21 protein-coding genes and 1 pseudogene are annotated in these 19,948 nt (G+C 72.4%); 14 read left to right on the top strand and 8 right to left on the bottom strand.

Annotated elements, in window-relative coordinates; translation table 11 throughout:
- Positions 1-44: 44 nt before the first annotated feature.
- The 3 genes and pseudogenes from EXE44_RS10755 to EXE44_RS10745 form a co-directional block, all read right to left on the bottom strand.
- A pseudogene (locus tag EXE44_RS10755) lies at positions 45-329 on the bottom strand (CDP-alcohol phosphatidyltransferase family protein); the annotation flags it as partial.
- Between the two features lie 90 nt (positions 330-419).
- Positions 420-1,472 (bottom strand): Brp/Blh family beta-carotene 15,15'-dioxygenase, encoded by a 1,053-nt coding sequence (locus EXE44_RS10750; protein ID WP_121561787.1) that lies wholly within the window; start codon positions 1,470-1,472, stop codon positions 420-422.
- Positions 1,473-1,606: 134 nt separating this feature from the next.
- Entirely contained in the window at positions 1,607-1,981 is a 375-nt protein-coding gene (locus tag EXE44_RS10745) for a SlyX family protein (RefSeq protein WP_137717140.1), read from the bottom strand.
- Positions 1,982-2,159: 178 nt separating this feature from the next.
- On the opposite strand from EXE44_RS10745, the gene EXE44_RS10740 reads away from it, so the two are divergent.
- Together EXE44_RS10740 and EXE44_RS10735 are read left to right on the top strand one after the other, a co-directional pair.
- Positions 2,160-2,939, top strand: coding sequence for a bacteriorhodopsin (locus EXE44_RS10740; RefSeq protein ID WP_137717139.1), 780 nt, complete (start codon positions 2,160-2,162; stop codon positions 2,937-2,939).
- Positions 2,940-3,024: 85 nt separating this feature from the next.
- Complete coding sequence (locus tag EXE44_RS10735; RefSeq protein ID WP_121561784.1) at positions 3,025-3,249, top strand: hypothetical protein; 225 nt, start codon at positions 3,025-3,027, stop codon at positions 3,247-3,249.
- A gap of 43 nt (positions 3,250-3,292) precedes the next feature.
- Here EXE44_RS10735 and EXE44_RS10730 read toward each other — a convergent pair whose 3' ends face one another.
- Positions 3,293-5,377, bottom strand: a complete 2,085-nt coding sequence (locus EXE44_RS10730; protein ID WP_137717138.1) for an AAA family ATPase — start codon at positions 5,375-5,377, stop codon at positions 3,293-3,295.
- 293 nt (positions 5,378-5,670) lie between these two features.
- On the opposite strand from EXE44_RS10730, the gene EXE44_RS10725 reads away from it, so the two are divergent.
- The 4 genes from EXE44_RS10725 to EXE44_RS10710 all read left to right on the top strand — a co-directional run bounded on the left by EXE44_RS10725 (position 5,671) and on the right by EXE44_RS10710 (position 10,128).
- Positions 5,671-7,674: a bacterio-opsin activator domain-containing protein gene (locus EXE44_RS10725; protein WP_137717137.1), complete on the top strand. Its 2,004-nt coding sequence runs from the start codon at positions 5,671-5,673 to the stop codon at positions 7,672-7,674.
- A gap of 31 nt (positions 7,675-7,705) precedes the next feature.
- The gene (locus EXE44_RS10720) at positions 7,706-8,194 is read left to right on the top strand and encodes an SRPBCC family protein (RefSeq protein WP_137717136.1); all 489 of its coding nucleotides are present in this window, start codon (positions 7,706-7,708) and stop codon (positions 8,192-8,194) included.
- Between the two features lie 98 nt (positions 8,195-8,292).
- The gene (locus tag EXE44_RS10715) at positions 8,293-9,429 is read left to right on the top strand and encodes an SPFH domain-containing protein (RefSeq protein ID WP_008440461.1); all 1,137 of its coding nucleotides are present in this window, start codon (positions 8,293-8,295) and stop codon (positions 9,427-9,429) included.
- Between the two features lie 90 nt (positions 9,430-9,519).
- Positions 9,520-10,128: a MarR family transcriptional regulator gene (locus EXE44_RS10710; RefSeq protein WP_137717135.1), complete on the top strand. Its 609-nt coding sequence runs from the start codon at positions 9,520-9,522 to the stop codon at positions 10,126-10,128.
- A 15-nt stretch (positions 10,129-10,143) separates the two neighbouring features.
- Here EXE44_RS10710 and EXE44_RS10705 read toward each other — a convergent pair whose 3' ends face one another.
- The 3 genes from EXE44_RS10705 to EXE44_RS10695 form a co-directional block, all read right to left on the bottom strand.
- Entirely contained in the window at positions 10,144-10,398 is a 255-nt protein-coding gene (locus tag EXE44_RS10705; RefSeq protein WP_137717134.1) for a hypothetical protein, read from the bottom strand.
- Between the two features lie 162 nt (positions 10,399-10,560).
- Entirely contained in the window at positions 10,561-11,133 is a 573-nt protein-coding gene (locus EXE44_RS10700; protein WP_137717133.1) for a DUF84 family protein, read from the bottom strand.
- The gene (locus tag EXE44_RS10695; protein ID WP_137717132.1) at positions 11,130-11,927 is read right to left on the bottom strand and encodes a cobalamin-binding protein; all 798 of its coding nucleotides are present in this window, start codon (positions 11,925-11,927) and stop codon (positions 11,130-11,132) included. Before EXE44_RS10695 ends, EXE44_RS10700 begins: the two co-directional genes overlap by 4 nt.
- Positions 11,928-12,165: 238 nt before the next feature.
- Here EXE44_RS10695 and EXE44_RS10690 point away from each other — a divergent pair, with 238 nt between their 5' ends.
- The 6 genes from EXE44_RS10690 to EXE44_RS10665 all read left to right on the top strand — a co-directional run bounded on the left by EXE44_RS10690 (position 12,166) and on the right by EXE44_RS10665 (position 16,525).
- Complete coding sequence (locus EXE44_RS10690) at positions 12,166-13,140, top strand: transcription initiation factor IIB family protein (protein WP_004596489.1); 975 nt, start codon at positions 12,166-12,168, stop codon at positions 13,138-13,140.
- An 84-nt stretch (positions 13,141-13,224) separates the two neighbouring features.
- Positions 13,225-13,932 (top strand): type I 3-dehydroquinate dehydratase, encoded by a 708-nt coding sequence (locus EXE44_RS10685; protein WP_137717131.1) that lies wholly within the window; start codon positions 13,225-13,227, stop codon positions 13,930-13,932.
- Between the two features lie 65 nt (positions 13,933-13,997).
- The gene (locus EXE44_RS10680) at positions 13,998-14,186 is read left to right on the top strand and encodes a multidrug transporter (RefSeq protein ID WP_137717130.1); all 189 of its coding nucleotides are present in this window, start codon (positions 13,998-14,000) and stop codon (positions 14,184-14,186) included.
- 136 nt (positions 14,187-14,322) lie between these two features.
- A complete protein-coding gene (locus EXE44_RS10675; protein WP_137717129.1) occupies positions 14,323-15,291 on the top strand; it encodes a rhomboid family intramembrane serine protease in 969 nt (322 codons plus the stop codon).
- Complete coding sequence (locus EXE44_RS10670) at positions 15,291-16,166, top strand: endonuclease V (protein ID WP_137717128.1); 876 nt, start codon at positions 15,291-15,293, stop codon at positions 16,164-16,166. Before EXE44_RS10675 ends, EXE44_RS10670 begins: the two co-directional genes overlap by 1 nt.
- A gap of 86 nt (positions 16,167-16,252) precedes the next feature.
- Positions 16,253-16,525 carry a hypothetical protein gene (locus EXE44_RS10665; RefSeq protein ID WP_121561771.1) on the top strand — a complete coding sequence of 91 codons (273 nt, stop codon included), beginning with the start codon at positions 16,253-16,255 and terminating at the stop codon, positions 16,523-16,525.
- Positions 16,526-16,548: 23 nt separating this feature from the next.
- On the opposite strand, the gene EXE44_RS10660 is transcribed toward EXE44_RS10665, so the two are convergent.
- Positions 16,549-17,889: a rhodanese-like domain-containing protein gene (locus EXE44_RS10660; RefSeq protein ID WP_137717127.1), complete on the bottom strand. Its 1,341-nt coding sequence runs from the start codon at positions 17,887-17,889 to the stop codon at positions 16,549-16,551.
- A gap of 150 nt (positions 17,890-18,039) precedes the next feature.
- Between EXE44_RS10660 and EXE44_RS10655 the strand changes: the two genes are divergently transcribed.
- On the top strand, positions 18,040-18,807 hold the full coding sequence (locus EXE44_RS10655) for an AAA family ATPase (RefSeq protein ID WP_137717126.1): 768 nt from the start codon (positions 18,040-18,042) through the stop codon (positions 18,805-18,807).
- Positions 18,804-19,454: a hypothetical protein gene (locus EXE44_RS10650; RefSeq protein WP_137717125.1), complete on the top strand. Its 651-nt coding sequence runs from the start codon at positions 18,804-18,806 to the stop codon at positions 19,452-19,454. Before EXE44_RS10655 ends, EXE44_RS10650 begins: the two co-directional genes overlap by 4 nt.
- Positions 19,455-19,948: the final 494 nt, after the last annotated feature.

Below are 19,948 nucleotides of genomic sequence, written 5' to 3'. Positions count from 1 at the left end.
GTCGGCCCGAAAGTAATGAGCCTGGGGCCCCACTGGTGTCACATGGCGAACGAGCGCCCGTCGCGGACGACCGCGGCCACGAGGGCGGCGGGCGCCACGCCGAAGGAGGCGACGTCGGCCAGCGAGTCGAGGTACGGACCGGCGGGCGTCGACCCGCGGTGACGGGCGACCACCCCGTCGAGCCCGTCGGCGACCGCGGCGAGGAGCACGAGTCGGGCCGCGAGCGCGACGTCGACCGTCGCGGCGACGACGGCGAGGAAGCCGACGGCGGCGTTGGCCACGGTGACCGCGTCCGCGAGCCCCAGCCGCCGAGCGAACCGCAGAGGCATACCGTATCGGTCGACGAGCCGGGTTTTAGGGCTTGTTATCTCGTCGACCGCGGGCGGGGTCGGGCCGCGCGTCGGGACGGGCGCCGGCGCTCAGGGCACGTACCAGATGCCGCGCCCGAAGTCGAGCCACTCGCCGACCACGACGTGCGGCATCGCGATGACGCAGACGAAGATGGTGTAGAAGGCGACGGCGCCGGAGAGGAGCGAGCCGCCGGCCAGCGGGTTCGGGGCGACGGTCCACAGGGCGGTGGCGACGCTCGCCGTGACCAGCGCGCCGACCACGAGGACGCCCCACGCGACGACGAGCGAGACGCCCTCCGTCCGGTCCGGCTGCTCGCGTTCGACGACCATGCTCCGCGCCGACTGCCGCATCGAGTACCACAGCGGGAAGTAGAGCCCGATGGCGACGACCACGGGCACCAGGGCGAAGTACGCGACGAGCAGCAGCGTCTCCGCGGCGTCGAGGAGCCACGACCGACTCACGCCGCCGGTCGCGCGCAGGCTGGTCGCCAGCCCGCCGCCGAGGTGGGCGACCACGCCGAGCCCGAAGGCCGCGCCCAGCGCCGTGGTGAACGCCTCCGGGTTCGAGGCGGCCGGCCCGGCCAGCCGGCCGTCGAAGACGCCCAGCATGATGCCGGTGAACCCGTAGAACGTCTCCGTCCAGAAGACGGCGGGAACGATCATCACGGCGCCGCCGCGGATCAGGGCGGCGAGCGCGCGCTGCGGCTTGGTCGGGAGGTGCTCGGTCCCGACCAGCGCGTCCATCACGCGGAGGTCGCCGTGCCCGCCCTTCGCGACGGCCGTCCCGAACGCGAGCGCGAGCGCGGGCAGGGGCGCGAACACGAACAGCGCCACGAACGAGGCGACGAACCCGAGGTACAGCGCCACGTATCGGGCGCCGAACGGGAGCCCCCGCCGCCGGAGGTTCGAGAAGTGCTCGTACCCGCCGTGCGGGAGGTTCAGCGCGACCATCCCGACGAGGTACGCGATCATCTGCGTCCGGAGCGACACGTCGGTGCCGACCGCGGACAGGGCTCCGAACCCGACCGCGAGCAGGAGCAACGCCGCGCGAGAGGCACCGATGGCCGTCCGTTCCGGTTCACCGAGGAGTCGCCGCACCGGACTCGCCGTCGACGTCGACATGGGCGTACGTAGGGGCGTTACGGGGTTAGGGCCTCGTCGCCATTATTGGGTCTTTTATATACCGTCACGCGGCACAGCGCGGGAGAGGGATCCGGGACGGCGCCTCGGTTGTGGATCACTTCGCCGCGGCGCGCTCAGTACGTGTGGATCACTTCGCCGCAGCGCGTGCACTCGATCGTGTCCGACCGGAACAGCCGCTCCTTCTTCTCGGTGGGCCCGTTACACTCGGGACAGACGCCGAGGTTCCGACCGTCGGCCACGCGCGCGGACAGGTCGAGGAACTGGTTCTCCAGCTTGTCGATCTGCTCCGACTGCTCCTCGACGACCGACCGGAGCTCCTCGATGGTCTCGTCGCGCTCCTCGACCGCGGAGGACAGCTCGTCGATGCGCTGTTCGTACTCGTCGATCGCCTCCACGTCGATGGTGACGTCGTCGGTCGCCTCCGCCTCGCGCTCCGCGGTGGTTTCCGTGGTCGATTCCGCTTCCGCCTCGGTCTCTTCGTCTGCCATGTGACACCAGTGGGGCCCCAGGCTCATTACTTTCGGGCCGACAACGTCTCCCCGCGGTCAGGGTTCGGCGACGACGACGGGGCCCGATCCACCCCCGCGACGCACCGCCCGCGGACCCCGATACCTAACTGGGTTGGCATCGGTCTCAATAGAGTATATACTGTATCAAGATGTGGGTATGGACCCGATAGCGCTACAGGCGGGATACGACCTGCTCGGGGACGGTCGCCCCGAGACGCTCTGGTTGGGTATAGGCACGCTACTGATGCTCATTGGGACCTTCTACTTCATCGCCCGCGGTTGGGGCGTGACGGACAAAGAGGCCCGTGAGTACTACGCGATCACGATCCTCGTGCCGGGGATCGCATCGGCGGCATACCTGTCGATGTTCTTCGGCATCGGGCTGACGGAGGTCGAGCTCGTCGGCGGTGAAGTGCTCGACATCTACTACGCCCGGTACGCGGACTGGCTGTTCACGACGCCGCTGCTGCTGCTCGACCTCTGCCTGCTGGCGAAGGTCGATCGCGTGACCACCGGGACGCTCATCGGCGTCGACGCGCTGATGATCGTCACCGGCCTGATCGGCGCGCTCTCGCACACGCCGCTCGCCCGGTACACCTGGTGGCTGTTCAGCACGATCGCGTTCCTGTTCGTGCTGTACTACCTCCTCACCTCGCTCCGGAGCGCGGCTCGGGAGCGCTCCGAGGACGTCCAGAGCACCTTCAACACGCTGACGGCGCTCGTCGCCGTCCTCTGGACTGCGTACCCGATCCTGTGGATCATCGGCACTGAGGGCGCCGGCGTCGTGGGGCTCGGCGTCGAGACCCTCGCGTTCATGGTCCTCGACGTGACCGCGAAGGTCGGGTTCGGGTTCGTCCTGCTCCGCAGCCGCGCCATCCTCGGCGACACCGAGGCCCCGGAGCCCTCCGCGGGCGCTGAGGCCTCCGCCGCCGACTGATCGGAGCGGCCACCGGCCTCTCGGCGGGCGGACTCGACGCGACCGAACAGCACGGTTCAACCGTTTCCACCGTTCATTTTTCGACATGACTGACACTACCACCGAACAGCCGCCAGAGCTGCGTACGCGGTCCGTCGCCGGCATCGCCATCTGTATCACCGTCGCGCTCGTCGGGATCTTCCTGATTCCGACGCTGTCGGAGCCGGTCGACGGGATCAACGTCCGGTTCTGGACGATGGCGGCCCTGGAGCTGCTCGCCATGGCCGGCGTCGTCTACTTCGTCTTGAACCTCCACGAGGAGCCGGAGTAAGGCGAGGTTCGTCGGCCGGGGAGTCCGGCTTCTTGCCGGCCGCTCACTCCGCCGGCGAGTCGCGTCCCACTCGCTCGGCGTCCGCGCGCCCGTCGCTCGTCGACGGCGACGTCTCGCGGAGCGCGCGCTCGAAGTGGTCGCGCCCGACTGTCGGGTCGGCCGGCGGCCCGTCGTCGACGATGGCGTCCTCGATGGCGAGCAGCCCGGCCTCGCGGACCAGCGCCGCGAGGTCGCCGCCGCTGTACCCGGCCGTGCGGTCGGCGAGGGCGTCGAGGTCGACGCCCGACGCCACCGGCATCTCCCGCGCGTGGATCCGCAGGATCTCGCGGCGCGCCTCGCGGTCCGGGAGCGGCGTCTCGACCGCCTTCTCGATCCGCCCCGGCCGGAGCAGCGCCTCGTCGATGTTGTCCGGGCGGTTCGTCGCCGCGATCACCACCACGTCGGTGAGCGGCTCCAGCCCGTCGAGCTCGGTCAGCAGCTGGGAGACAACGCGCTCGCCGGCGCCGGTGTCGTCGCCGCGGCGCTTCGGCGAGATGGCGTCGACCTCGTCGAAGAAGATCACCGCCGGCGCGTTCTCGCGCGCCGTCGCGAACAGGTCGCGCACGGCCTGCTCGCTCGCGCCGACGTACTTGTCGAGCAGCTCGGGCCCGTTCACCGGAATGAAGTTCGCGTCGCTGAGGCTCGCCGCCGCGCGCGCGAGCAGCGTCTTCCCGGTGCCGGGCGGCCCGTACAGCAGCACGCCGGAGGGCGGGTCGATCCCCATCTCCGCGAAGCGGTCGGCGTACTCCAAGGGCCAGTACACCGCGCGCACCAGCTCGCGTTTGGCGTCGTCGAGGCCGCCGACCTCGTCCCAGCCGACCGCGGGGAACTCGACGGTGACCTCGCGGAGCCCGGTGGGCTCGACGTCGTCGAGCGCGGCCTCGAAGTCGGCCATCCGGATCGCGGTCCGGCCGTCGCGGCGGACCGCCCGCTCTAAGGCCGCGTCCACGAGGACGGCCAGGTCGGCGAACACGTAGCCGTTGAGCCGCGCGGCGACGCCCTCGAAGTCGACGTCCATCGCGAGGGGCGCGCCCTCGCAGAGCGCTTCGAGCGCGTCGCGCCGCTCGGCGGTCGTCAGGGGCTCAACCCCGATCTCGCGGTCGAACCGCCCGCCGCGGCGCAGCGCCGACGGCACGGCGCTCGGGTCCGTCGTCGCGCCGATCACGACCGTCCGGTCCCCGTCGCGGAGCTCGTCGACGGTCGATCGGAGGCGGTCGGCGAGCGCGGAGCCCCCGCCGTCGTCGGCCCCGAGCGCCTCCAAGTCGTCGAGGAGGACCACGGTCGGCTCCCCCGCGGAGACGGCGTCGACGACGCGGTCGAGCCCGTCCGACTGGTCGCTCGCGCGCTCGCCCCGGAGCCGGGCCGCGGAGGTGCGGACGAGCGACGCGTCGGTCGCGGCCGCGACGGCCTCGACGAGCGTCGTCTTCCCCGACCCGCGCGGTCCGTGGAGGAGCAGCCCGAGGGTGGGATGCCCGGCGGACGCGAACGCCTCGGCCGCGTCGAACCGGGTCGCGACGGCGTCGCGGAGGCGCTCGAACGTCGCCGTCGCGACGAACCCGTCGTCGGGGCCGGTGTCCCCGGGGCGCTCGGAGACGACCGCGGCGTCCGCCTCGTCGGACGTGACGGTTATCTCGGTCGCGTCGTCGACGACCGCCGGCGAGGCGGGGGCCACGTCCCGCACGTCGAACCGGAGGGTGAGGGCGCCGCCGAGGCGCGTGACCTCGACCTCGTCGCCGACGGCGACCACGCGCCGGGCGAGCCGCCGGCGGATGGCGTCCTCGCTCCGCTCCACGTCGACCGACTGGCGGAGCCGCAGCGTCACCGACGACGCGACCGGGAGGTCCGAGACCGCCACCGTCGCGGTGTCGCCCGGCTCGACCCCGGCCGTCCGGCGAAGTCGCTCGGGGAGGAACACCGCCCGCGTCCCGTCGTCGACCGCGACGACCGGGGCGGCGACGCGGTGCGCGCCCGCGACGGTCACCGAGTCGCCGCGGCCGACCCCGAGGTCGTCGAGCACGGCCCGGGGGAGCCCGATCCGGTCTCCGGGGACCGACGTTGGCGGCTCTCTGACGGGGACGCGCACGCTCATGGTCCGCGGGGTCGTTCGCGGGACTCGACGGCGGTGGTCGGCACCATACGTCGATCTCACGCCCAGCGACCACAAAGTACCCACGGCCTAACTGGACAGTCGCGGACCGGAGTGACGGTCGCCCGATAGATCGAATGTGGGAACTGTCCGCAAGGATACGATCGAACGATTGGTTTATTCACACGAGACCGGCCTTTTTCGACCGATTCGGGGCACCGACCGCGCGGCCGGGGGCGATTCAGGTCCTCGGAAGACAGGTAAGCATTAACCCCTACGGGTGCGAACTGCTGCTCATGGCGAATGCTCGGGCGCTCCTCGTCCACCCGGAGGAGGGGAGCGATCGAATCGAGACTGCGCTCGGCGCCGCGGGGTTCGAGGTGACGCGCACGGACACCGCCGCGTCCGCGGTCGCGAAGGCGACGACCGGCGAGTACGACTGCGTCGTCAGCGAGTACGCGCTGGCGGGCGACGACGGCGTGGCCCTCGCGACCGCGATCGAGGAGTCCGACGCCGGCGTGCCCGTCGTGATGTTCACGGCGACCGACGAGGAGGGCGTGCCGGAGGCCGCCTTCGAGAACGGCGTCGACAGGTTCCTCCAGAAGAACGGGTCGGCGTCGATCGACCGGCTCGTCTCCGACGTGTCGACCGTCTGCTCCGGCGTCTCCGCCTCGGAGACCCGCCAGGACGTGTCGGACCACGAACCGACCGCGTCGGAGGTGACGCGGGCCGTCGAGGACGCGCCGATCGGGATCAGCATCAGCGACCCGGACCTCCCGGACTACCCCCTCGTGTACGTCAACGACGCCTGGGAGGAACACACCGGCTACCCGGTCGAGGAGGCGCTCGGTCGCAACCCGCGGTTCCTCCAGGGGCCGGGCACGGACCCGGAGACCGTCGACGAGATCGCGGAGGCGATCGGCAACGAGGAGGAGGTGACCGTCGAGATCCGGAACTACCGGCGCGACGGCACCCCGTTCTGGAACGAGCTGACCGTCGCGCCCGTCTACGACGACGACGGCGACCTCGCCCACTACGTCGGCTTCCAGAACGACATTAGCGACCGGAAGGAGGCGGAGCGGCTCGCGGAGGAGCGCGCCGAGAAGCTGGCGACCGAGCGGCGCTCGCTCGACAGGGTCCTCGGCCGGGTGAACGGGCTCCTCAGCGACATCAGCCGCATCCTCGTCGAGAACCGCGACTCGGGGGTCATCTCCGAGCGCGTCTGCGAGGTCATCGCCGGCGAGCCGGGGTACGCCGGCGGCTGGATCGGCGAGGTCTCGTCGGCGACCGGTCGGCTCGAGATCCGCGCGGCGAGCGGCGTGTCGGTCGAGCCGGGCGCGTCGTACGACGTCGCCGAGACGCCGGCGGAGGTACAGGAGGCGATCGAGACCGAGGAGCTCCACAGTGGGTCGATAGACCACGTCGCCGACGGGCCGCTGGAACCCAAGTCCGCGGGCGGCCGCCGGCTCCTCGTCGTGCCGCTCACGTACGGCGACCGGCAGTACGGCCTGCTGGGGATCTACGGCAACGGGGCGGACGTCTTAGCCCGGCGGGAGCGGCGGGTGTGCGAGTCGGTCGGGAAGATGATCGCGAACGGGCTCCACTCCATCGAGACGACGGAGATCCTCACCACCGACCGGGTGGTGGAGCTCGTGGTCGGGATCCGCGACGAGACCGCGGCGCTCTCGCGGATCGCGGACGCGGTCGGCGGGGAGGTGGTACACCTCGGGACGACGCGGCTCGAGGACGACGAGTGCGAGCTGTACTTCCGCGCCGACGGCGAGGACCCGGACCTCGACGAGCTCGCGTCGCTCCCGCTCGTCGAGTCGATGCGGACCGTCTCGGAGACGAACGACGGCGTCAGCTTCGCCGTCACCGTCACCGACTCGCCGCCGCTCACCCAGCTGGCGGCTCACGGCGGCGTCGTCACCGAGGCGACGGCCACGAGCGACGAGGCGACCCTCACGATCGAGGCGCCGCCCGAGCACGACGTGCGGTCGATCCTCGACGTGTTCCGCGACGAGTACGAGGGCGTCGAACTCCGGTCGCGCGTCGAGCGCGAGAGCCGCGACCGCACCGTGGCCGAGTTCGCCGCCGCGGTCGACGAGCGGCTCACCGACCGGCAGCGCGCCGCGCTGAAGACCGCCGAGCTGAACGGCTACTTCGAGTGGCCGCGCCCGGTCGACGGCTCCGAGATCGCCGAGCGGATGGGGATCACCCGACAGACGTTCCACCAGCACCTCCGCGCGGCCGAGCGGAAGCTGGTCGAGGCGTACGTCGACCCCCGGTCGAACGGATGACCCGAGCGCCGGCGGCCGGGCGCACCGGCGCATGACCGACGGGGGCGACTCGGGCGGCGTCGACGCCGCGGCGGGCGACGACCCGTTCGCCGCGAGCGACGCGGTCACCGTCGCGGCCGACCCGGAGGCAGTGTTCGCGTTCCTCGACGACCCCGAGAACCACGCGGCGATCACGCCCGGGCTCACGGACGTGCGGGACGTCGAGCCGCTGGAGAACGGCGGGAAGCGGCTGGCGTACACCTATCGGATGGCGGGCGTCGGGGTCGACGGCGAGATCGTCCAGACCGTCCACGATCCGCCCGAGCGCCACCAGTTCGAGCTCCGCGGGCGCCTCACCGGCACCATCGACCTCCGGCTCGCCCCCGTCGCGGGCGGGACGGAGCTGACGTACGCCGCGACGTACGGCCTGCCGGAGAACGCGCTCACGAGGGTCGGCGCGCCCGTGATCCGCCGGTTCAACGAGCGACAGCTCCGCGCGGCCCTGCGGAACGTCGCCGCGGAGTTCGAGGCGAACGAGTGAGGGGATCGACGGGGACGCCGGGGGCGGACCGGGAGACGGCGTTGCGATCGGGGTGCCGGCGGGCGAACTATTAACCGTTCGATGGTCTAAACGGGGGTATGGATCCGATCACCCTCCAATCCGGACTCGGTCTCGGGCTCGTCGGCGTCGGCCTGCTGGCGCTGCTGCTCGTGATCGTCACGCTCTGGCAGTCGTTCGAGATCGTCGACGCGTACGAGAAGAAGACGCTCACCGTCTTCGGCGAGTACCGCAAGCTGCTCGAACCCGGTATTAACCTCATCCCGCCGTTCGTCTCCCGGACGTACCCGTTCGACATGCGGACGCAGACGCTCGACGTGCCGCGGCAGGAGGCGATCACGCGGGACAACTCACCGGTGACCGCCGACGCGGTCGTCTACATCAAGGTGATGGACGCCAAGAAGGCGTTCCTCGAGGTCGACGACTACAAGAAGGCCGTCTCGAACCTCGCGCAGACCACGCTGCGGGCCGTCCTCGGCGACATGGAGCTCGACGACACGCTGAACAAGCGCCAGGAGATCAACGCGAAGATCCGCAAGGAGCTCGACGAGCCCACCGACGAGTGGGGGATCCGCGTCGAGAGCGTCGAGGTCCGCGAGGTCAACCCCTCGAAGGACGTCCAGCAGGCGATGGAGCAGCAGACCTCCGCCGAGCGCCGTCGCCGCGCGATGATCCTCGAAGCGCAGGGGGAACGCCGCTCCGCCGTCGAGCAGGCGGAAGGTGACAAGCAGTCAAACATCATCCGCGCGCAGGGGGAAAAGCAGTCACAGATCCTCGAAGCGCAGGGGGACGCCATCTCGACCGTCCTCCGCGCCCGCTCCGCGGAATCGATGGGCGAGCGCGCCATCATCGAGCGCGGCATGGAGACGCTCGAAGAGATCGGGAAGGGCGAGTCCACCACCTTCGTCCTCCCGCAGGAGCTCACCAGCCTCGTCGGCCGCTACGGCAAGGCTCTCTCCGGCTCCGACGTCCAGGAGATGGAGGGGCTCGACGGCAAGGAGTTCGACGCCGACACGCGGAAGATGCTCGGGCTCGACGACATCGACGAGATCCTCGGCCAGATCGAGGAGTCCGCGGAGATGAACGTCGAGGAGTTAGAGAAGGAGGCGGAGGCCGTGAAGGCGGGAGACGCCGGCGCGAGCATCAGGTCGGCCGACGAGGTCATTCAAGAGATGGACGACGAGGAGGCGCCCGCCGAGGTCGAGAAAGAGGAGTAAACCCCCGCGAGACGCCGTTGGAGACCGCGTTTTCTGTCGCGAACCTGTCGCGAGCGAAGTGCTTTTGTCGCGGCGTAGGCTACTGAGACTGTGACAGAGGGGTTCGACGGGCAGAAGCGCGAGACGCTCCGGCGGTTCGCCGCGGTCGGAGCGGCCGCGCCGTTCGTCGGGACCGCGAGCGCCGACGACGGCGGCGACGAGAACGAGACGCGGGAGGCGATCCGCGGCTACGTGCCGACGACCCCCGGCGCGCACTTCTCGAAGCTCCGCGACGACCTCAGACTCGGCACCGGCGAGGCGCAGTACCACCTCCGGAAGCTGGAGGAGGCGGGCGCGATAGAGTCGGTGAAAGACGACGACTACCGGCGCTTCTTCCCCGCCGGCCGGTTCGACGAGACGGACAAGCGGGCGCTCGGCTACCTCCGCCGCGAGACGCCGCGGGGGATGATCCTCGCGCTGTTGCGCGACCCCGACGCGACGGGCGCCGACCTCGCGAGCGCCCTCGGCGTCTCGCGGCCGGCGATAAGCGCGGCGGCGGCGGACTTGGAGCGCGCCGGCCTCCTCGACCGGGCCGACGGATACGCGCTGACCGAGCCGGAGCGGCTGCTCACGCTCGTCGTTCGGTACGCCGACTCCTTCGACGCCGCCGCGGTCGCCGTCGCCGACGACGCGGCGTCGCTGGTCTCGTACGACCCCTGATCGTGCGGCCGGCCGTCAGGCCGTCACCATCCACGTCGTCCCCGACGAGTAGCCCCACTTCTCGACGTCGATGTCGGTGGCCGCGTCGGCGACGGCGCTCATGTTCGCGCCGACCTCCTTCGCGGAGAGGCCGAGGTCGTCGGCGATCAGCCGCGACTTGAAGTACGTCCGGTCGGCCGCGTTCTCGCGGAGGTATCGCAGGATCCGCGACTGTTTCGCGGAGAGGCCGCTCGATTCGGCTGCGACCGCGTCCAACTGGGCAGTGCTCATACGCGATCCACGCCGGCGTCCGACATAAGGCGGTTGGTAGACGGGGTTAACACGCCGCTGTCATGCGGTTTCGTCCCGGAACGGGAACGAGAACGCCGCCCCGCGACCGCGTTTGGGTACGGTGTCCGAACCGCGCCGGCCGCCGGCGGCGCCGCGGGCCGCTCAGTACAGGTCCGAGACGAAGGGGCCGAGCGCGCCGCTCACGCCGGCCGCGAGCGCCTCGGCTCGGTCGACGCGGCCGGCGGTGAGCGCGCCCGCGGCGCCGCCCCGCTCCGCGACGCCCTCGGTGTCGAGGAGGTCGTCCATCACGGGGCCGAGCTCCGCCCCGTCGGCGAGGCGGGCGGCGACGCTCGCCGGGAGCGCGAGGCTCGGGCCGGCCCCGCGGCCGACGCGGTCGCCGTCGGTCACCGCCGCCCACATGATCAGGTAGCGGTCGTCGGTCCCGTCGAACCCGGCGACGCCGCCCTCGACGCCGACGCCGAGGTCGAACGTCGCTGCGTCCCCGTCGCTCGGCGACGCGTCGAGGACGGCCGCGGCCCGGTTCTCGGCGCCGGCGATCGTCTCCGCGTGGCCCCGGGGCTGTTCGCTCACGCCGGAGTCGACGGGGACCGACTCGATGGCGACGCCCGTCGGGGCGCCGGGGAGGTCGGCGTCCGCCGCCGATCCGAGGGCCAGTTCGACCGCACGCCGCTTCACCGGGTTGCCGCTGCCGACGCCGACTCGCAGGGTCGTCATGGTCGGTCCTCGTCGCCCGGGGTCGAAAACGCGTCGGGATGGAGCAGCCGCGCCAGGCGCTCAACCCCGTCGAGGAGGGCGGGGCTCGGCTGGTTGAGCAGGGAGTCATCGACGACGTGGACGGGGGCGTCGATCCAGTCGCGCGCCGCGACGGCCGCGGGGTCGACGCGGTCGCCGCGCCCGCAGACGTGGACGACGACGTGGTCCGGGTCGGCGCGCGAGACGGCGGCGGGGTCGACCTCGCGGGAGCGCTCGCCGGGGTCGACGAACGGGTAGCGGCCGCCCGCGGCGCGGACGGCGTCGGGGACCCAGTTGCCGGCCGCCATCGGTGGGTCGGACCACTCCTCGCAGTACGCGGTCGGGCGGGGGCGGTCGGCGACGGCCTCGGCGACCCGGTCGAGGCGCTCGCGCGCGTCGGCGGCGAGTCGCTCGCCGGCCTCGGGGCGGCCGACGTCTCGCCCCCGGGCCGCGAACCCGTCGAGGGCGTCGTCGAGGGTCGCCGGCTCGCGGTGCGCGACGTCGAGGCCGCGCTCGCGGCAGTCGTCGGCGAGGTCGGCCTGGAGCCCGTCGCTCGTGAGGACGACGTCGGGGTCGAGGTCGGCGACGCGGTCGAGGTCGGGGTTCAGCCAGCCGCCGACGACCGTCGGGGCGTCGGCGCCGTGCGCGGACCCGGCGCCCGCGTCGGCCGGGAGGTCGCAGTGGGCGGTGACGCCGACGAGGCGGTCGGCCGCATCGAGCGCGGCGACCGTCGCGGTCGCGCTCGGCGCGAGCGAGACGACGCGGGGCGCGGACATACCGGCCTATCCGTCCGCGACCGTGTCAACGGTTTCGGTCCCGGCGGCCGCCGGAGGCGGGGTTCGAGGGCGCGTGACGGCGCGTCACCGCCGATCCCGAGATCGGCGAAAACACGTGATAGATCGTGTCCTTTCGTCGGGATTCGAGCGACACGTTCCGGTCGTTTTAAGTTGTGTTCCGCCGACGGTAAACCAAGATCGCTCTCGGGCAGTTTCAGTTTCCGGGGGCAACCGAGCTATGAGTGAACGACTACACACACGGGGGAGTCGCTCCCGAACGGAGACGAACGAGGAGGAATCGGAGAGCACCGACGAGACGCTGAGCTGCCCGGAGTGCGGCGGCCACGTCATCAACGACGAGGAGCACGGCGAGACGGTCTGTAGCGACTGCGGGCTCGTCGTCGAGGCGGACTCGGTCGACCGCGGCCCGGAGTGGCGCGCGTTCGACTCCCGCGAGAAGGACGAGAAGAGCCGCGTCGGCGCCCCGACCACGAACACGATGCACGACAAGGGGCTCTCGACGAACATCGACTGGCGCGACAAGGACGCGTACGGCCGCTCGCTCGGCGCGCGCCAGCGGCAGAAGATGCAGCGGCTCCGCAAGTGGAACGAGCGGTTCCGCACCCGCGACTCGAAAGAGCGCAACCTGAAGCAGGCGCTCGGCGAGATCGACCGCATGGCCTCGGCGCAGGGCCTCCCGGACAACGTCCGCGAGACGGCCTCCGTCATCTACCGCCGCGCGCTCGACGAGGACCTCCTCCCCGGCCGCTCCATCGAGGGCGTCTCCACCTCCTGCGTGTACGCCGCCGCCCGGATGGCGGGCGTCCCGCGCTCGCTCGACGAGATCGCCGACGTGTCGCGCGTCGAGAAGGCCGAGATCGCCCGGACGTACCGCTACGTCGTCCGCGAGCTCAAGCTCGAAGTGAAGCCGGCCGACCCCGAGCAGTACGTGCCTCGGTTCGCCTCCGACCTGGAGCTCTCAGAGGAGTCCGAGATGCGCGCGAAGAGCCTCCTGCGCAACGCCAAAGAGAAGGGCGTCCACTCGGGCAAGTCGCCGGTCGGCCTCGCCGCGGCCGCCGTCTACGCCGCCGCGCTGCTCACGAACGAGAAGACGACGCAGGCAGCGGTCTCGGAGGTCGCCGACATCTCCGAGGTCACCATCCGGAACCGCTACCACGAGCTGCTGGAGGCCGAGGACGGCCTCGTCGCGTAACTCGCGCGCTCTTCCTCGATCCCCCGCTCCCGCTGGCCCCCGCCAACCCGACCAGCTAAGTCCCCGCCCGCGGAACGCCCGCGTATGTTCGAGGAGTACGTCCTCGCCGCGAGCACGGCGGACCTCTCGGCGGAGCCGGCCGCCCGCGAGCACGCCGACGCCGTCGAGTTCCGGATGGACCTCGCGAGCGACCCGCTCGACCAGCTTGCGGACTACGACGGCGAGCTCCCGCTGCTCGTCACGAACCGGGCGTCGTGGGAGGGCGGCGAAGCGGACGGGCTCGGCCGCTACGACGCGCTCTCGGACGCGATCGGTCGCGACGCGGTCGCCGCGGTCGACGTCGAGCTCGCCGCGCTGCGCGGGACGCACCCCGACCCGGCCGAGGCGTCGCACGCGACCGCGCTGCGCGATGCGGCCCGCGAGGCCGGCGTCGCGGTCGTCGCGTCCGTCCACGACTTCGAGTCGACGCCCGAGCCCGCCGCGCTGGTCGACCTCCTCGCCGACGCCGCGAGCGAGGGCGACGTGGGGAAGCTGGCGACGACGGCGACGGCGCCGGGCGACGCGCTCGCGATGATCGAGGCGACCCACGAGGCGACCGCGGCGGGCCACCGCGTCGCGACGATGTGTATGGGCGAGCCGGGCCGGCACACCCGCGCGGTCACCCCGCTGTACGGGTCGAAGATCGGCTACGCGCCCGTCGACGCCGCGGACGCGACCGCGCCCGGACAGTACCCGCTCGCGACGCTCAGGGACCTCGTCGACGGGCTGCGAGCGGTCGACCCGGAGGCGTAGGGAGCCGCCGCTGGGTCGAACGGGACGAATATTTTTCACCGGCGCCGTTGAAGACGACGGGTGAGATGGCCCTCCTCCGATCGAATCAGTCGCCACTGGTCTCCGCGTTCGGCCTCCTGATCGCCCTCGTCGCGGTCGTCGGCACCCGTTTCCTCGGCTGGGAGTGGGGGTCCGGCCGGCTCGTTCCGACCCTCATCGGGGTCGCGGTCGCCGGGGTCGCCGTCGCGGTCGTCGCCGCGCGGCTGCTGGACTGAGCGACGCGCGCCGACCGGTTCGAGCCGCCCGCCAGCCGCCGGCCCGTCGCGCGGTCGGGCGTCCGTCGCGGTCGGGCGTCCGTCACGGCCGGCGCGGAGCCAAACCGCTTTACGACCGCCCCCGTAAGTGCGGGCAATGGCGACGTGCGACGAGTGCGGGGAGTACGAGAACCTCCCGTACCAGTGTAAGCGGTGCGGGCAGACGTTCTGCGCCGAGCACCGGCTCCCGGAGAACCACGACTGCCCGGGCCTCGCCGAGTGGGACGACCCCGGCGGCGTCTTCGACAGCGGGTTCGACGAGAGCGTCCAGGGCGGGTCGGGGGGCAGCTCCCGCTCGGGCGGCGCCTCGGCCGGGGTCGTCGATCAGGTCAAACGGCGGATCGACCACGAGACCAGCACCGGCGGGCTGATCAGCTACTTCCGCAACAACGCGACGTACGCCCTCCTGCTGGCGATGTGGGTGACGTTCCTCCTCCAGTGGACGGTGACGCTGACGCTGGGGGAGGCGGCGCACAGTCAGATATTCGTGCTGCGCTCGGAGGCGGTGGGCAACGTCTGGACGTGGGCCACCTCCGTGCTGTCGCACTCGCGAGTCGGCCTGTTCCACATCATCGGCAACAGCGTCGTGATCCTGTTCTTCGGCCCGCTGGTCGAGCGCGCGGTGGGCTCGAAGAAGTTCGTCGCGTTCTTCTTCCTCTCGGGGATGCTCGCGGGCCTCGGCCACGTCCTCTTCGCGATCGCGACGAACGCCCCGCCGACGGGCGTGCTGGGCGCCAGCGGTGCCGGCTTCGCGATCCTCGGCGTTCTCACGGTCTGGCGGCCGAACATGCAGGTGCTGCTGTTCTTCGTGGTCCCGATGAAGATCAAGTACCTGACGTGGGGGATCGCGATCATCTCCGCGGCGCTCGTGGTCCAGACCGGGACCGGCGGCGTCGGCGGGATCGCCCACCTCGCGCACCTGATCGGCTTCGCCATCGGCCTCGCGTTCGGCAAGCGCAACGAGGGGCTCGCGAGCTCCGCGGGCGGCATGGGCGGCGTCTCGATGGGCGGCGCCCGCGGCCCGCGCGGGCCCGGCGGTCCGGGCGGCCCCGGCGGGCGGTTCTGATGGACCTCGCGCGGCCCGACCTCCGCCCGGACCCGTCGCTGTCGCGCGCGGAGATGGAGGCCCTCCAGCGCGACATCGCGGCCGCCGCGGTCTTCGCGGACGACGGCGCGCCCGAGCCGGCCGCCGTCGCGATCGACGAGGGCGCCTCGCTCGCGGACGGGCTCCCCCCGGCGCGCGACGGCGCACAGGAGCGGTTGGGGGCCGGCGCGGGGCCGACGGACGCCGAATCCCCGGAGCGCGGGCGGGACGCCCCCACCGTCGTCGGCGTCGACCAGGCGTTCCTCACCGACCGGGCGGACGGTCGCCCGGACGCCGCCGTCTCCGCCGCGGTCGCGCTTCGGGGCGGGACGGTGGTCGAGTACGCGAGCGCGACGACGCCGCTGTCGATCCCGTATATTCCCGGGCTGCTCGCGTTCCGGGAGGGGGAGCCGATACTGGCCGCGCTCGACGCGCTCGACGCCGACCCCGACCTGCTGGTGTGTGACGGCTCGGGCCGGATCCACTTCCGTGAGGCCGGGCTCGCGACCCACGTCGGCGTCCTCCGCGACGTGCCCAGCGTCGGCGTCGCCAAGAGCCTCCTCTGTGGCGAGCCCGACGAGCCGACCGACGAGCGGCCCGAGGGCTGGCGCACGCCGGTCCGGGCGGACGAGGCGGTGACGACAGCGGAGCCGGGCACCGTCGTCGGCCACGCGCTCCAGTCGCGCCAGTACCCGAACAGCAGGCGCGTGAACCCGCTGTACGTGAGCCCGGGGCACCGCGTCTCGGCGGAGACCGCGGTCGCCCTCGTCGCGGCCCTGTGCGCGGGGTACAAGCTCCCGGAGCCGACGCGCCTCGCGGACGCCCACGCGGAGCGGGCGAAGCGGGACGCGGAGTGAGCGCCGGACTGCCTCCCGCGCCGAGAGGTATGTCAGCAGTTGCCACGGTAGGCGGTTTTTAGGCGGTCGGCCGCGAACGCGGAGACATGACAGACGACGACGGGAAGAGTCCGATGTCCGCGGAGGAGTTCCGGTCGCTGACCGACGGGTTGGTGCGACAGAGTTCGGGCGGCGGAACGACCGTCTACAAGAACGCGGCGGGAGTCGGCTGTCCGAACCCCGACTGCGACCGCGGCGTCTTCCAGACGCTGTTCGTCAGCGACCACGGCTGGCAGCAGATCGGCGCGACCCGGGACGGCATCGACCTCTGTCTAGTCAACACGGAGTCGAAGCGGCTCGTCTTCATCCACGACGAGTGAGCGCCGAAGTGCGGTGAGAGGTCTCAGTCGTCGTCCGCGGCGGAACCGGCGTCGGGCTCGGCCGCGCAGCGGTTCGGGCCCAGTTCGAGTTCGATCGCCGCGGTCACGTCCGGCGGCGACTCGACGCCGCGGTTGGCCGCGATCACCGACTCGTAGTTCGGCGGCTTCTCTGGGAGCGTCCGGGTGATCCGGTCGACGAACGCCGGCCGGTCGAGGTCGAGGACTTCGATCCCGCGGCGCGCGTCGCCGACCGTCGTGAACACGGGCTCGCCGGGCTCGACCCCGCCGGTCGTCCCGTCGTTCGCGACGGCGAAGTGACCGGGACAGACGACGACGTCGTCCGGCTGCGCGAGCAGCGTCCCGTGGAGCGAGTCGTACAGTCGGCGAGCCGCGCCCGCGGCGCCCTCGTCGCCGTCTCCGGCGGCGGTCGATTCGTCGCCCCCGCTCGCCGAGAACTGGAGCTCCGTGCGGCCGACGCCCTCGGTGAACAGCGTGTCGCCCGTGAGGACCGCGGCGCCGCCGATCAGGTAGCTCGCGCCGTCGTCGGTGTGGCCGGGCGTCGCGAGCGCCTTCAGGTCGACGCCCCCCACGTCGAGCGTCTCGTTGCGCCCGATCGGTTCGAAGGCGTGCGCCACGTCGCGGTCGGCGGCCGCGGCCGGGAGGTAGTACGGGACGCCGAGGTCGTCGGCGAGCGCGCGGCCGCCGGAGAGGTGGTCGGCGTGGACGTGCGTGTCGACGACGGCCGCGATCGACGCGTCGCGCTCCGCGGCCGCCGTGACCCACTCGTCGCCGTGTCTGGAGACGTCGATAGCGACGGCGATGCGGTCGGCGCCGTCGGGATCAGCGACGGCGACGCGGTCGGCGCCGTCGGCGTCGTCCGCGGGTGTGCCCGCCGGGACGTGGTCGGCCTCGCCCGGCTCGCGTCCGCCGACGGCGAGGTAGCCCAGACACCCCTTCGCGCGGCGCTGGACCTGGACGAGGTCGAGCGGCGGGGCGTCGTCGGGCGCGTCGGGGAGCGGGACCTCGGTCCGGTCGTACACCGCGGACCACCCGCGCATCCCGTCGGCGACGACGGTCACGTCCTCGTACCCCGCCGCGGCGAGTTCGGCGGCGAAGTCCTCCGAGGCCTTCCCCTTCGCGCAGAGCGTGACGACGCTGTCGCCGGGCGAGAGGCCGGTCTCGCGCTCGAAGTCGGCGAGGTCGAACTCGTGGAACGGCTTGTAGAAGTAGTGGACGGCGTCCGCCACGCGCCACCCCTCGAAGCTCTCCTCGGGCCGCGTGTCGACCACGGTGAACGACCGGTCGCCACGCCGGCGCGCGTCGATCCTGTCGCGGAACTCGTCGGCGGAGATGGTCTCGACCATACCGAGGTGGCGTGCCGAGCGAGCAAAAGCGCTCGGTGGACGGGAGGCCGAGACCGCCGTCAGCGGATGGACTGCGGCGCCCGCTCGGCGGGGCGCGCCACCGCGACCGCGATGGGGAGGATTTATTCGGAGCGACCGGCCAGCGGGCGTATGGTCGAGGCGTTCGCGGTCGCCAGCGGGAAGGGCGGCACGGGGAAGACGACGAGCACGCTCGCGCTCGGGATGGCGCTCGCGGCCGACCACGACGTGACCGTCGTGGACGCCGACACCGGGATGGCGAACCTCCTCTTCCACGCCGGGCTCGACGACGCGGCGGTCACCCTCCACGACCTGCTCGTCGAGGGGACCGCGACGGACGTGAGCGAGGCGGTCTACGAGCGGTTCGGGCTCTCGGTCGTCCCCTGCGGCACCTCGCTGGCCGGCTTCGAGGCCGCGGAGCCGGAGCGGCTCCGCGACGTGGTGGCGGCGCTCGCGCGCGACACCGACGTGCTCCTACTCGACTCGCCGGCCGCGCTGGGGTCGAAGTCGGCCGTCCTGCCGGTCGTGCTCGCGGACCGCGTCGTGGTCGTCGTCGAGCCGACGATCCCCGCGCTCTCGGACGGGCTGAAGGTCCAGGAGTACGCGCGGTCGTACGGCACGGAGACGGCCGGCGTCCTGTTCAACAAGGTCCGGGACGATACCGACGACGTGGCGGCGCAGGCGGAGCGCCACTTCGGCGGCCCCGTCCTCGCGAACGTCCCCGAGAGCGACGCCGTCCGGGCGGCGCGGCGGGCCGGCGAACCGCTGCTCGCCCACGCGCCCGAGAGCGAGGCCGCGGCGCGCTACCGGCGGGCCGCCGACCGGCTGGACGTGCGCGACGGCGACGGCGACGCGGTCGCCGACCGGTTCCGCAGCGCGGTCGTCCCCGACACGCCATGAGCGGGGGGCCGGAGGGCGACGGTTCGGAAAGCGACGGTTCGGAACCGGCGGCGCTCACCATCCCGCGTGGGACCCTCCTGCGCTCGCGGGTGGTCTCGGACGTGGGCACGACGCTGTCGCGCGCGCTCGACCGCGACCTCACCGGCTACGCGACGCTCGTTCCCCAGGAGACGCTGCTGCTGTCGGGCGAGGTCCGCGGCGTGATCACGTTCGAGGACGGCGTGCCGGTGCTGGCGTACAACACCGTGACCGACAGCGGCGGCCCGGACGCGCTCGCCGAGCTCGCGGTCCCCGGCCCCTACCGCGTCGAGCTGTACGCCGTCGACGCGAGCGGGCTGGCGGCGGCCCACGAGGAGGACGCGCTGCGCGTCGCGCCCGACGCGGCCGCGACCGAGCTGGCCGACGACGCCGCCCTCGCCGAGCGGACCCGCGAAGCGGCACCCGACGAGCGCCTACACGACGGCGCCGACGAGGACGACGCCGTCGCCGCCTTCCTCGCAGACGACGAGCGGATCGACGCCATCCGCGAGCAGGCGCGGGCCGAGGCCCGCGACCGCGCCGCCGAGTGGGGGCTCGACGACGCGCTCGGCGAGTCCGGCGATCCGGCGGACCGCGCCCCGCCGCTCGACCCGAGTTCCGACGGCTGAGGCGCGTGATACGGAAATCAGACGCGCGTTCAAAACGTCCGTCTCGCCGGTAATTTTTTGAACACAGGTCATGTGAAGATATAACATGTCATTCGGTGGACGAGTAGAGGCGGGGAGACGAGCGGCCGGAGGGGTCGAGGGATCGCCCGGGGCGCGGGACTCGACGGACCGGGCCGGGTCGGCCGGCGTGACGGACGCCGGGAGCGGGAGCGTGACCGACGCCGGAGGGCGGACGGAAGAGCGAACGGGCGGCGCGGGCGACGACGGCGCGGACGGCAGCGCCGCGGACGGCGGCGGCGAGCCCGACCGCGACCCCGACGCGTCGGTCGACGACGACCGAGTGCGCGCGAACGAACTCTTGGAGCTGCTCGGGAACCGCCGCCGGCGCCCTCCTGTGGCGACACCTCCGCGCGGAGGACGCGGCCGCGGCGCTGTCGGACGCCTCCCGACAGATCGCGGCGTGGGAGAACGGCGTCGACCCCGCGGACGTCGAC

It is taken from the genome of Halorubrum sp. SS7, from assembly GCF_005435055.1.
In the GTDB taxonomy this organism is placed as follows: Archaea; Halobacteriota; Halobacteria; order Halobacteriales; family Haloferacaceae; genus Halorubrum; species Halorubrum salinarum.
The sequence above is the reverse complement of the archived record's forward strand: the minus strand, read 5'-3'. Positions and strand labels throughout refer to the sequence as shown.